Origin of the sequence: Candidatus Cytomitobacter indipagum, from assembly GCF_008189285.1 — a bacterium.
Classification (GTDB): Bacteria; Pseudomonadota; Alphaproteobacteria; order CAJXXZ01; family 1604HC; genus Cytomitobacter; species Cytomitobacter indipagum.
Map to the genome: position 1 here is coordinate 503,016 of NZ_CP043315.1, position 12,419 is coordinate 515,434.

Here is a 12,419-nt window from a genome sequence, read left to right on the forward strand (position 1 = left end):
AAAAACTAAATATAATAAATCAATTGCAATTGATTTAATTAAACCAAGATCTCTCTTTTTCCTGATCGGTCTGGTTTGCTAACAATTCCCTGCTCTTCCATAGACTCAACAATTCTTGCTGAACGGTTGTAACCTATCTGTAATTGCCTTTGTATGTAACTTATCGAAACCCTCTGATCTCTTAATACTATCTGTACAGCCTGCGTATACATAGGATCATCGCTAGCATTTTCATCTATATTTTGATCCTTCACTTCCAATTCTATATATGAAGGCTCTCGTTGGTCTCGTAAGAAATCTGCAATCATATGAACTTCCTCATCAGAAACAAATGGAGCCTGTATTCTTCTAGCGGGATATCCTGGAGAAATATAAAGCATATCCCCTTTTCCTAGCAATTGCTCTGCCCCGCTATTCTCACCCATAATTGTTCTACTATCTATCTTAGATGCTAATTGAAATGTAATTCTAACAGGGAAATTCGACTTAATTGTTCCAGTAATAACATCAACAGAAGGTCTTTGCGTCGCCATAATAATATGAATTCCAGCAGCTCGTGCCATTTGAGATAAGCGCTGTATAGAAACTTCAATTTCCTTGCCAGCAGTCATCATTAAATCTGCCATTTCATCAACAATTACAACTAAATATGGCATTTTTTCATATTTCTTTTCAGACTTTGCTTTAAAAGACTCTTTAATAATTTTCTCATTAAATCCAGATATATTTCTTACCTCAACCTCTGATAACAATCTATATCTTCGTTCCATTTCTTGCACAGCCCATTTTAAAACTTTTACAGCTTCTTGTGGATCCGTAACGACTGGAGTTAGCAAATGAGGTATTCCATTGTAAACAGACAACTCTAATTGCTTTGGATCAACTAAAATAAACTTACAATCATCAGGATCTTTAGCATAAAGCAAAGAAAGAATCATACTATGCATAGCAACAGACTTACCAGATCCAGTAGTTCCAGAAACTAACAAATGAGGCATTTGAGCTAAATCAACCACAATTGGCTTTCCAGTAATATCGCACCCAAGAGCCAGAGGAAGATTGCATGAATGATTCTGAAATACAGAAGAATCCAAAACATTGCGCAGTCCAATTAGATTTCTAATTCTATTTGGCAACTCTATTCCTAAAAGATTTTTTCCTGGGATAGTTGAAATACGAGCAGATAACGATTCTGTTGACCGAGCTATATCATTAGACAAATTTACAATCTTGGATGCCTTAATTCCAGGAGCAGGCTTAAATTCAAATAAAGTGACAACTGGCCCATTATGCTGATTTAACAACTCTCCTTCAACTTTGTACTCATTCAAAACTTGCTCCAGAGATTCTCTTGAAATGCTTTCTGATTTCTTAGATTTTGGCAAAGAAAGAAATGATACTTTTGGCATAATAAATGAATTTATAGTTTTTTCTGTTTTTCTCTTGATTCTTTTAGGTTTTTGAACAATTTTTTCTTTGTTTTTAAATTTTACATATAAATAATATGAAGAATAAAACGCTATAACAACCCAGTAAATATAAGATGGAATAATTTCAGCATTAATAATCCCAAACATCCCTACATTAAAATTAAGATATTTCATAAAATAACTAAATATAAATATAGAAGGAATAATATGCAATCTTAAAAATAAGACAAAAGGGATAATCAGCATATTAATCCCAAGAAAATCAACAATCCAAATCATGTAAGATTGAGAATTCCATGGAAGATTTAATAAATACAATGAATAAGCAAATAATGTAATTGATGTAATTAATTTAGAAAACATATTAAATCCTATAATGGGCTGCAAATCCTACTCTGCTTAACGAAGGCTTAAATTTAAAAAATTCAGAATCAAATTCTGATATGCTTTTTATCCCAAATGAGCTACTTTCTAATCTTTTTTTATCTGAAAAACCATAAGTATAATAAATATCCAAGCTCAATTTAGAAATTGTCATAAATGATATTCCGCCTCTAAATCCAAAAAATGGTGTCAAAATATTTTTCTCAAGTGTATCGATATGCTTATTTAAATAAACAATCTTAGGGGAAAATCTTGTTGCGCAAATCACAGGCCCTAAATATAATTTCGCCCTATTATTTCCTAACCCTGCTTTAATGCAAAATTCTAAATTTATATTGTTATTTCCAATTTTTAAATCTAAATTCTCGTCTTTATGAGTTAGTTCATTTTTCACAAATCCAAGATTAATATCTCCACCAATAAATATGTTTGATTGAATTTTTCTCCAATGATTAAATGATAAACAAATATTAAAATTATTATTATGCTTCATATCAGTTTGCTTTGTGCTCTTTGATTCAATCGTAGAGTTTTTCATATTCTTAAATCCATATGCAATTCCAATTCCAGTATCTGCACTAAGGAATGCAAATGAGAATAAATATAAAAACATTTTTAACATAGCAATATTATAAGGCATATCAAACTATAAATTAAGATGTTAAAATAACTTAATGTCTAATAAGCCTTATAAACGCAATGAAAGATTAGCATGCAGATTGCTAGATATGGTCAGAAAAGAAGTTTGGATGATTCATGGAAATATATGCAATATTACTTATGTAACATTAAGCAAAGATTTTAAATATTCTGATGTTTACTTGCAAACTGAAGATGAAAATAATATAAAATTATTACAAGATTCAGAAAAAGAAATAATGAGACAAGTAAGATCTAATTGGAGCGCTAAGTACATGCCTACTCTGCGTTTTCATATAGACAAAAAGGCTAATCATATGGATAAAATGAGAGCAATCATGGAAAGCGAAGACTTTTAATTTGTTTTTTTCAAATATTTTAAATATATTTTCATATATTAATTTAATTCTTATGCTTTATACAATGACCGCATGGCGAGGAAAAATGTTACTGCATTCCAGCACTTTTGGATGGATAGCATTTTGGTCATATTTGCTATCTAATCCTAGCTCAGTAAAAATCATATTATTTTTCATATCTGCAATCTCAGTAGCATTAAGTTCTGGATTGTGGCTGTCATTTTTATCAAAAAAAAACAACTTAACCAAAGAAAATTACAAAAATAAATAAAAATATAATATTAAAGAATTTTATATTGAAAATATGCTGAAAAATAAAAAGTATATTAACTTATTTTCAACTAATTATTACTTATTAATAATATTAATGAATTTAATAATCTCTAATTTCATCAAATACATGAATGCATAAAATATTACAATATGTTATTATTCTAAAAATGAAAAATATAATTATATTATCTGGTGGATGGACAGAGCCTTTTGCATCATTAAAGAGCGCTAAAACGGTTATCTCCCTACTTAAAATAAAGCATTCTAATGCGCATATTGTCAATTTAGATCCAGCAGATGGCTTATTAAATCTTAGAAAGCAAATTCTTGATATTTCTCCAGATGTTATCATAAATTTAGTTCATGGATATTGGGGTGAAGATGGGTATGCGCAAATCTTTTTAGATAAATTAGGATTTCCATACACTGGGCCAAGCTTTCAAGAAGCTCACACATCAATGAACAAACATATAATGCATGAATTATGCAAAGAATTGAGCGTTCCAATTCCTAAAAGTGGATATGTATCAGAATCTAAATACATTGAAAAAGTTCACTGCTACCCTCATATAATAAAGCCTATTAGAGGTGGATCTTCTTATGGAATAGACGTAATAAACAATGAAAATGAAAAAATTAATCATGCAGCAAAAGATCCTATTTTGATTTATGAAGAAATAATTGATGGTCCTGAATTGTGTATTGCGATTAAGAAAGGGAAATGCCTTGGAACAATTTTAATAGATCATGATGATCAAATATATACTGTTCATGCTAAAAATACTGATGAAAATGTGAGATTTATAGATCCAAAAATTTATGGCGTAAGCGATAAAATGCTTGAAGATGCAAAAAGCTATGCTTCAAAATTATATAATCACGTAAATGGAAGGGGCATTGCAAGAATTGATTTTAAAGTTACAGATAAGCCTTATTTTATAGATTATAACTCAATACCAGGAATGGTTTTAATTCCAAGAATATTAAAGTTAAATGGATACTCTGATGAAGATATGATTGATTTATTGATCAATTAATATATAAAATAAATAACTTTTTTTCATTTTAATCAAATTTTCAGATAAATCCTTTGTATCTTAAATTAATAAATCCCCAGGAAATCCTTTGCTTATTAAGCTTATACTTCAAATCAAACTAACAAATTATTTGACTATTCAGTTTAAATTACCTAATATTTTCTTGAAGCTGAGTTGTCGCTAGACTTTTGTCGATCATTTGATTGATAGATATTTAGAGGAAAGTCCGGGCTCCATGAAGAAAAAGTGCTGGTTAATGGCCAGCGGGTATATAATTGCTAATTACTAGCAGCAATATATCTAGGGAAAGTGTCACAGAAAATATACCGCCTAGGAATTAATTTTTAGGTAAGGTTGAAATGGTGCGGTAAGAGCGCACCGCTGTTTTGGCAATGAAACAGGCATGACAAACCCCACTTGGAGCAAATTCGAGCAAAGGGTTGCATCTTCACTAATGCCCTTGGGTTGAATGCTATAATTTTGCAGCAATGTAAAGTAGAGATAAATGACAACATAAAACAGAACCCGGCTTATTGGCTTCAATTAATAATTCAATCAATAAAAATTGTAAAAAGAGCATAAAAATTGTAAAATTACACTTCAATAATAAAAAAACATTTACCTATATATTCATAATAATATCTGCAAAGACAATCAAAGAGCATAAAAATTGCAAAATTACACTTCAATAACAAAAAAATATTTAGCTGTATATTCATAATTATTCATAATAATAACTATAAAGACAATCAAAGAGCATAAAAATTGTAAAATTACACTTCAATAACAAAAAAATATTTAGCTGTATATTCATAATAATAACTATAAAGACAATCATAATTCCATAAATCTCTCTCAACCCTTGATTTAAAAATCATTTTTGACGAAAATATCTTTGAGAGAAATTATATGAGTAGCAAGAAAAATAAAAAAAATAAACTAAATAAATTGATAAGTTTAGTTTTAAAGGTCAGTTTAAGAGGCAAAGGATCTCCTGGAGATTTGATCAAAGTGAAAAAAGGTTATTCCAATTATCTGATTTTATCTGATAAAGCCATGATTGCTAATAAACCTAACTTAGAAACTATGGAAAAGCAAAAAGAAGAATGGCTTAAAGTTGACTCTGCAAAGAAACAAGAAGGTAAAGTTGCAAAAGAAAAGATAGATCAAATTGTAATCGATATCGTACACAATACTGTTGATGGATTTAGACTTTACGGATCTGTTTCTAACAAAGATATAATGGAACAACTTGCTAAAAAAGGCTTTGAAATCAAAAAAGAAGATATTGTTATGAAAGCAATTAAAGAAGTTGGAACTTTTAATGCAAATATATACACATATGGAAACAAAGCTAACATTACTATTAATGTAAAAGCTCCTACTGTTGCTTCATAAGCATTTAAATTTGACTAATAATTTATATTGATGGAAATAATTATGACCGATGAATCTGAGAATAAAATAGTATGTGTTCTGCCCAGTGCTATAGAGGCTGAGAAAGCTTTATTGGGAGCATTATTGCATGAAAATTTACTTTTCGAAAATGTATCTGAATTTTTATTGCCTCAGCATTTCTTTGACCCCTTGCATCAAAAAATATTTGAGCATATATCTTATGTAATCAACAAAGGTCAATTAGCTAACCCAATTACAATATGGCCTTTTTTCCTTAAGGATGAGTCAATAAAAGATTATGGTGGAGAAGACTATCTTAAAAACTTAGAATCTTATATTATATCACTTTCACATACAGAAGATTATGGAAAACAAATATTTGATAGATACCTTAGAAGGCAATTAATTTTAATTGGCGATCAAATTAAAAGCGAAGCATATGATATGAAGCTGAAGCAAAATGCATTGGATCAAATTGAAGGTGCGGAAAATAATTTATTTTCTTTAGCGACTTTAGGAATACAAAAAAGCAATGTAAAATTTGGACAAGCATTAAATTTAGCTGTAAAACAAGCAGAAATCGCTTTCAGAAGCACTGATCATGTAGTTGGAGTTGCAACAGGATTGCATGGATTGGATAGAGCATTGGGAGGATTTCATAAATCAGATCTTATTATATTAGCTGCTAGACCATCGATGGGTAAAACTGCATTGGCTACTAACATTGCATTTCGAGCTGCTATGAGAAAACAAAAAGTTGCATTTTTCTCACTCGAAATGTCTTCAGAGCAACTTGCATTGCGTATTCTTGGTTCTGAAACAAATATACCTTCAGATAGAATAAGACGAGGAGCAATACAAGAACATGAAATGCATATGTTAACTAAAACATCGCAAAAATTGCTTGATATACCTTTATTTATTGATGATACTCCTGGATTAACTGTTTCTGGACTACGAACAAGAGCAAGAAGATTGCATAGGCAAGAAAAACTAGACTTAATCATAATAGATTATTTGCAATTAATGCATGCTGGGACCAACCAAGATAATAGAACTCAAGAATTATCTTTTATAACTAGATCTCTAAAATCATTAGCCAAAGAATTATCTTTGCCTGTCATTGCATTGTCACAGCTATCTCGTGCAGTAGAGCAAAGAGATGACAAGAGGCCTCAATTAGCTGATTTAAGAGAATCAGGAACAATTGAGCAAGACGCTGATGTTGTAATGTTCATTTTTAGAGAAGCATATTACGAATCACGCAAAAAACCATCCGAAGGATCTGACAAAATGGAAGCATGGCAAGCTAGAATGGAAAAAATACACAATCTGGCAGAAATCATGATTGCAAAACAAAGACACGGTCCAATCAAAAATGTACAAGTAGGATTTGAGGATGCAATGACTAAATTCTACGATCTAGATATTGCTTAAAATCCCAAACAACCCAAACAACCCAAACAACCCAAACAACCCAAACAACCCAAACAACCCAAACAACCCAAACAACCCAAACAACCCAAACAACCCAAACAACCCAAATAATCTGAATAATCTGAATAATCTGAATAATCTGAATAATCTGAATAATCTGAATAATCTGAATAATCTGAATAATCTGAATAATCTGAATAATCTGAATAATCTGAATAATCTGAATAATCTGAATAATAATTGAATAATCTGAATAATCTGAATAATCTGAATAATCTGAATAATCTGAATAATCTGAATAATCTGAATAATCTGAATAATCTGAATAATCTGAGCATCATAGCAAGTGCTATTTGATAAATACTGCTTGACTTCAACTAATTTATTTACAAATAGAGAAAACAAAAATGTTGTAAGATATAGGGAAGTAGTTCATAAATAATTGAAATTCTATGAATTTAATGAAATAGATGGTTAAATAATTTAAATACATAAATTGAAATATCAAAACAATTAAATCTTGCAAACTAATGCAATTAGATAACAAGCAATTTATAGCAAACTGAATATGGTAAATTTGAATGATTATTTTCAATGAAAATATAAAATCTTTATCTTGCAAAATGGGAAATGTAAAATATTTATTTATCTTATAAAATGAGAAATACAAAACATTGATCTGGAAATATTAAAAATGAGAAATAAATAGCGAGAGATAATAAATTAAAAAAACTAATTCTATATATTTATGGCATAAAAACTGTAAAAGTTAGCATAAAATTCAACATATCATTTAAAATGAAGAATTATTTCACCCTCCTCCTATTTCTTCCTCAGATACTTCAGATTGCCCTCCATTATGTTCATTTATACGTCTAGCATAGCTCATAATCCATTCTTTTATTCTTGCACCAGAATTAACTAGCAAATCATCACCATTTCCTGAACAAATAAATGAATTCAACGATAAACTACAAATTTCCTCTGGCAATATGGTTAGTCTATTATTTGATATATTAAGCGATACCAATTCATTCAGCGATTCTATTTCTTTTGGCAATGTAGTTAGTTCATTATTTGACACATCAAGTCTTGTTAGATAATTCAACCCTCCTATCCATTGGCAATCTGCTCAAGTTATTGTTAGATAAATTCAATATGCTAAATTTAGGAAACTTTTTCTTCAAAAAACTCGCGTCAGTATCATATATCTCAATCGTATTTCCTTCTATTTTTAACGTTATTACATTTGGATAATATACATTTAAATCATTGTTCAAATTTAAACCACCATTCAATAAATTATCTTTTATCACAACCTCTTCACATTCTTCAATTTACAAAGCCTTGCACCCACGATCAAACCATTCTTTTACTGCTGGATCAGAGTTAGCGATCAAATTCTCATCATTTCCTCCATGCCCAATATAATTAAATGACCGCAATGATAAATTGCATATTTCCTTTGGTAATTCAGTTAATTTATTACCTCCTATATAAAGTGATATTGATTCTAAATTTTTTAAACAATTTAAAATAGCGCCTGGAATATATTCGAGTTGCAATTCATGCAAAGAAATATTGTAATCTCCACATTCAGTATTAGCTTTAATAAGAGTCATGTGCTTGCGAAAATCAAAAGCATCTTCTAAGATAACGTAAAATATATAAAACGCATCAATTCCAGATGATAGCCCAAACTTTTCGTCATGTTTTTTTATATCATTATATATCGTATCAAGATCGGACTTATTATATCCATACGGAGACGGATTATTTTCTATTTTCCTAATTTGATAAGCATAATATCGCTTTAACGCCTCTTCTCGACCTGCAATCTCTAAGCATTCTTGATAGCCTTCTTTAGTACGAAGTTTTTCTAAATTTGCCATATTATAAGATTTTATCTCACTTGCACATTTATCAAATAATTCCTTTCTGGATCTGATATCTGCAATGCATATCATGGAAAATAATTGGAGGATTTTACTGTATTTCATCATTGAAACTTTTTTAGCACAATGTACATGGCAAAACAAGTATTTAAAAAATATATAAAAGCAAAGAATTTATCAATAAATTTTGCATAATTTTGCCAAAACAACACAAACTGCATTTTTGCACAATTTGATTAAAGCAATACAAGCTGCAAATATACTTCGTTGCCTTATGCAACTTACTTATCTTGTCATAAATTTTCCTAATAATTCTTCCTAATATTATTAACCATTCTATTTAAAAAATATCAAAAATTTAAACTCATGAAGACTTGATTTTTTCCTCAATTTTTGTAATAATTTTTTTATTCCTCGGTAGCTCAGCGGTAGAGCAATTGACTGTTAATCAATTGGTCGCTGGTTCGATCCCAGCCCGGGGAGGTTTTTCAAAAAAGCAATTTTTTATTTTTTATTGTTATTTTTAATATTCTAATTACTTTAAGTTATTATAAATTTAAAAATTTAAGTTATTTTATCTATAATTTAAATTTAATTACTTATATATCTTGATTAAATTTAATCTAACTTTTGTATATCTCTGGATGAATTTTATTGATATTATTACATCTTCCAAAAAAGTCTCCTATTATTTTACAAAATCTGATCAGACAAAAGCTTTTTTGATTTTCTTGTGCCATTTCCATATCAACTGTAATTTCGTTTGTTTTTTGTTCATTTGCAGACAAAGCATCAGAATTCAAATTGGAATTTTCAATAAAAAATAACAAATTGTTCAAATGAAAATCTAATGCGCTACAGTAATATTTAACTCTAACAATTGAAACATCTTCCTCTTCATTTTCTTCTTCAACAAACGCATAATTAATTGCATTACATATCATTTTACTGCTTGCGCTTAACTGATTAATAAAACATCTTACATCACTCTCAATATCATCTAAATCACAAGAAAAAACATCTACTTCTGTAAGGTTTGAGCTTGATTCATTTTTATCAAAAAAATTCTTCTTCAATATGCGTAAAAAATCAATCATAGAATGTATTTTGCGCATACTATTCAATATTTCTAACCTCTTCTCGTTATTCATTAACCCACAATTAGATTCAATGCTATTATAGTAATTATGCAGTGAAGATTTCATATCTATCATGCCGAGAACGATAGATTGCAGGTTATCCAAATAAAACTCATTTATTTGACCACAACTATCCTCCAAGTGAAACGAAGGCTCACTCTTAACAACCAAATCATCATTATGCGAATAAATTGCAACACAACAAGACAAAAACAATATTTTTAATTTCATTACAAGTAATTATAAATTAATTAAATTAACAAAAAACATATAATTATTAAACTTTTTACCCTGATGCACTTGCAAAGAATTTCAATTTATGAGATCAATTCTATACGCGCTCTTAGCTCAGCTGGATAGAGCAATAGCCTTCTAAGCTACAGGTCATAGGTTCGAATCCTATAGAGCGTGTTTTCATTTTATCAATTGACTTCATTTTGAAGGTTTATTAATATACTTATAGTGTTCAATAAAAATAATAGAAATAATAGAAATTTAGTTTTATGGTTTGTTTTTATGGTTTTAGTAATAGGGATAGCCAACTTACTTAAAAACTCCGAGCAAACTGATGTGCAAGATATAGCTTTTTCAGACTTTGCAATTAAGAATGATATTTCATCTGTGGTAGTGAGAGGTCCTTATATAAAAGGATTTCTAAAAAATGGAAAGCAATTTTCTACTATAGCTCCATATATTGATAAAGATCTAATTAAAGGCTTGATAGACAATAAAGTTCATGTTGAGGCTTCCTACTCTCAAGACAGCTCTTTGATCACATGGATCGGACTTCTTTTATCATGGATTCCTTCATTGTTGATAGTTGGAATGATGTTTTATTCTATGAGAAAAATGAGCGGGAAAAATGGAAAAGCTGGAAATATGTTTGGAGGAACAAAAGTTCGACTCGCAACCAAAAATGATAAAAAAGTTACATTTGCAGATGTTGCTGGAGCAGAGGAAGCAAAAGAAGAGTTAAGAGAAATAGTAGATTTCCTAAAAAACAAGAAAAAATTCGTTAACTTAGGAGCAAAAATACCTAGAGGTGTATTGCTTTCTGGGCCTCCAGGAACTGGTAAGACACTTCTTGCAAAAAGTGTTGCTGGAGAGGCTAATGTTCCATTTTTCTACACATCAGGATCAGACTTTATAGAAATGTTTGCAGGCATTGGTGCAAGCAGAGTAAGAGATATGTTTGAAACTGGGAAGAAAAATGCTCCTTGTATAATTTTCATAGATGAAATAGATGCAATAGGAGCCAATCGAAAAGGTGGAGTTGGTAGCGGATGCGAAGAAAGAGACCAAACTTTAAATCAATTATTAGTTGAAATGGATGGATTTTCTCATAATGAAGGAGTAATCATACTTGCATCTACAAACAGAAAAGAAATCCTAGACCCCGCTCTATTGCGCCCAGGTAGATTCGATAGAATGGTTACATTTTCTTTGCCTAATTTAGAAGACAGAAAAAAAATACTAGAAATATATATCAAAAAAATAGTTTCAGACAACTCTATTGATATTTGCCAAATAGCCAGAGGAACATATGGATTTTCTGGAGCAGATCTGAGCAATTTAATCAATGAAGCAGCTATTCATGCTGCGGTAAACGATAAATCTAGCGTAAGCCAAGATGATATTGAAAAAGCAAAAGATAAGGTCATTATGGGATCTAAGAAAAAGTCAATTACAATCAATGATGAAGAGAGAAAGCTAACTGCATACCATGAAGCTGGGCATGCGCTAGTAGCTATAAAAAGCAAATATTCCGACCCTATACACAAGGCTACCATAATACCTAGAGGGCATGCCTTGGGAATGGTAGTTAGATTACCTGAAAAGGATCAAGTGTCTGTCACCAAAGCAAGATTACTTGATGATCTTTCTGTTGCAATGGGTGGATTAGCTGCTGAGAAAATGATTTTTGGAGAAAATTATGTAACCACAGGCGCGTCCTCTGATATAAAATATGCAACAAATATAGCAAGAAACATGATAACCAAATGGGGAATGGGAGATGCAGGATATGTTCATTATTCATATAGTGATGGAGATTATTCTAATTCAACATCTGAAAGCATGTATCAAATCATTGATCAACAAGTAAAACAAATAACCTCTAATGCATTTAACAACGCTTATCAAATACTTCAAAGTAATTTAGGTCATTTGCATAAATTAGCAAATGCTTTGCTAGAAAAAGAAGAATTAAGCGGAAAAGAAATTGAAAGTTTATTAACAGACAAAGCGATTATTTAAAAAATACTTTACTTCATTTAGCTTCATTTAATTAATTAAATTCCTAAGATTTCTATAAATATAACACAACAATCAATGCGATTATGCTTAATATATAATATAGAAATCTTTAATAATTTTACTCAATGAATATTTTCTATTTTTTCACTAAAATATTCATTTATACACGCTA

General features: G+C 29.9%; 13 protein-coding genes, 2 tRNA genes and 1 other RNA gene. 9 read left to right on the top strand and 7 right to left on the bottom strand.

Annotated features, from left to right (window positions below; translation table 11 throughout):
• Positions 1-38: 38 nt before the first annotated feature.
• Together FZC35_RS02160 and FZC35_RS02165 are read right to left on the bottom strand one after the other, a co-directional pair.
• Positions 39-1,793, bottom strand: coding sequence for a DNA translocase FtsK (locus FZC35_RS02160; protein ID WP_148981016.1), 1,755 nt, complete (start codon positions 1,791-1,793; stop codon positions 39-41).
• Position 1,794: 1 nt separating this feature from the next.
• Entirely contained in the window at positions 1,795-2,427 is a 633-nt protein-coding gene (locus tag FZC35_RS02165; RefSeq protein WP_148981017.1) for a hypothetical protein, read from the bottom strand.
• A gap of 61 nt (positions 2,428-2,488) precedes the next feature.
• Between FZC35_RS02165 and FZC35_RS02170 the strand changes: the two genes are divergently transcribed.
• The 6 genes from FZC35_RS02170 (at position 2,489) to FZC35_RS02195 (ending at position 6,957) form a co-directional block, all read left to right on the top strand.
• Positions 2,489-2,812, top strand: coding sequence for a ribosome-binding factor A (locus FZC35_RS02170; RefSeq protein ID WP_148981018.1), 324 nt, complete (start codon positions 2,489-2,491; stop codon positions 2,810-2,812).
• Between the two features lie 85 nt (positions 2,813-2,897).
• A complete protein-coding gene (locus tag FZC35_RS02175; protein ID WP_148981019.1) occupies positions 2,898-3,083 on the top strand; it encodes a hypothetical protein in 186 nt (61 codons plus the stop codon).
• A gap of 169 nt (positions 3,084-3,252) precedes the next feature.
• Complete coding sequence (locus tag FZC35_RS02180) at positions 3,253-4,122, top strand: D-alanine--D-alanine ligase family protein (RefSeq protein WP_172619030.1); 870 nt, start codon at positions 3,253-3,255, stop codon at positions 4,120-4,122.
• 161 nt (positions 4,123-4,283) lie between these two features.
• Positions 4,284-4,671: RNase P RNA component class A (gene rnpB, locus FZC35_RS02185), an RNA gene on the top strand.
• A 360-nt stretch (positions 4,672-5,031) separates the two neighbouring features.
• A complete protein-coding gene (rplI, locus tag FZC35_RS02190; protein ID WP_148981021.1) occupies positions 5,032-5,520 on the top strand; it encodes a 50S ribosomal protein L9 in 489 nt (162 codons plus the stop codon).
• Between the two features lie 42 nt (positions 5,521-5,562).
• A complete protein-coding gene (locus FZC35_RS02195; RefSeq protein WP_148981022.1) occupies positions 5,563-6,957 on the top strand; it encodes a replicative DNA helicase in 1,395 nt (464 codons plus the stop codon).
• Here the strand turns inward: FZC35_RS02195 and FZC35_RS02915 are convergent.
• From FZC35_RS02915 to FZC35_RS02210, 4 genes are all read right to left on the bottom strand, one after another.
• Entirely contained in the window at positions 6,954-7,334 is a 381-nt protein-coding gene (locus tag FZC35_RS02915) for a hypothetical protein (protein ID WP_216362640.1), read from the bottom strand. The two genes, FZC35_RS02195 and FZC35_RS02915, sit on opposite strands and share 4 nt — an antisense overlap.
• Before the next feature lie 434 nt (positions 7,335-7,768).
• Entirely contained in the window at positions 7,769-8,065 is a 297-nt protein-coding gene (locus FZC35_RS02205; RefSeq protein WP_216362641.1) for a hypothetical protein, read from the bottom strand.
• A complete protein-coding gene (locus tag FZC35_RS02920; protein ID WP_216362642.1) occupies positions 8,043-8,273 on the bottom strand; it encodes a hypothetical protein in 231 nt (76 codons plus the stop codon). The genes FZC35_RS02205 and FZC35_RS02920 overlap by 23 nt, the downstream gene beginning before the upstream one ends.
• A 21-nt stretch (positions 8,274-8,294) precedes the next feature.
• On the bottom strand, positions 8,295-8,924 hold the full coding sequence (locus tag FZC35_RS02210; protein WP_172619031.1) for a hypothetical protein: 630 nt from the start codon (positions 8,922-8,924) through the stop codon (positions 8,295-8,297).
• 339 nt (positions 8,925-9,263) lie between these two features.
• Here FZC35_RS02210 and FZC35_RS02215 point away from each other — a divergent pair.
• Positions 9,264-9,335: transfer RNA gene (locus tag FZC35_RS02215), tRNA-Asn, on the top strand.
• Between the two features lie 140 nt (positions 9,336-9,475).
• On the opposite strand, the gene FZC35_RS02220 is transcribed toward FZC35_RS02215, so the two are convergent.
• Positions 9,476-10,222 (bottom strand): hypothetical protein, encoded by a 747-nt coding sequence (locus FZC35_RS02220; RefSeq protein ID WP_148981024.1) that lies wholly within the window; start codon positions 10,220-10,222, stop codon positions 9,476-9,478.
• Between the two features lie 106 nt (positions 10,223-10,328).
• On the opposite strand from FZC35_RS02220, the gene FZC35_RS02225 reads away from it, so the two are divergent.
• Together FZC35_RS02225 and ftsH are read left to right on the top strand one after the other, a co-directional pair.
• Positions 10,329-10,402: transfer RNA gene (locus FZC35_RS02225), tRNA-Arg, on the top strand.
• A 51-nt stretch (positions 10,403-10,453) separates the two neighbouring features.
• Positions 10,454-12,247, top strand: coding sequence for an ATP-dependent zinc metalloprotease FtsH (gene ftsH / locus FZC35_RS02230; protein ID WP_148981025.1), 1,794 nt, complete (start codon positions 10,454-10,456; stop codon positions 12,245-12,247).
• Positions 12,248-12,419 lie beyond the last annotated feature (172 nt).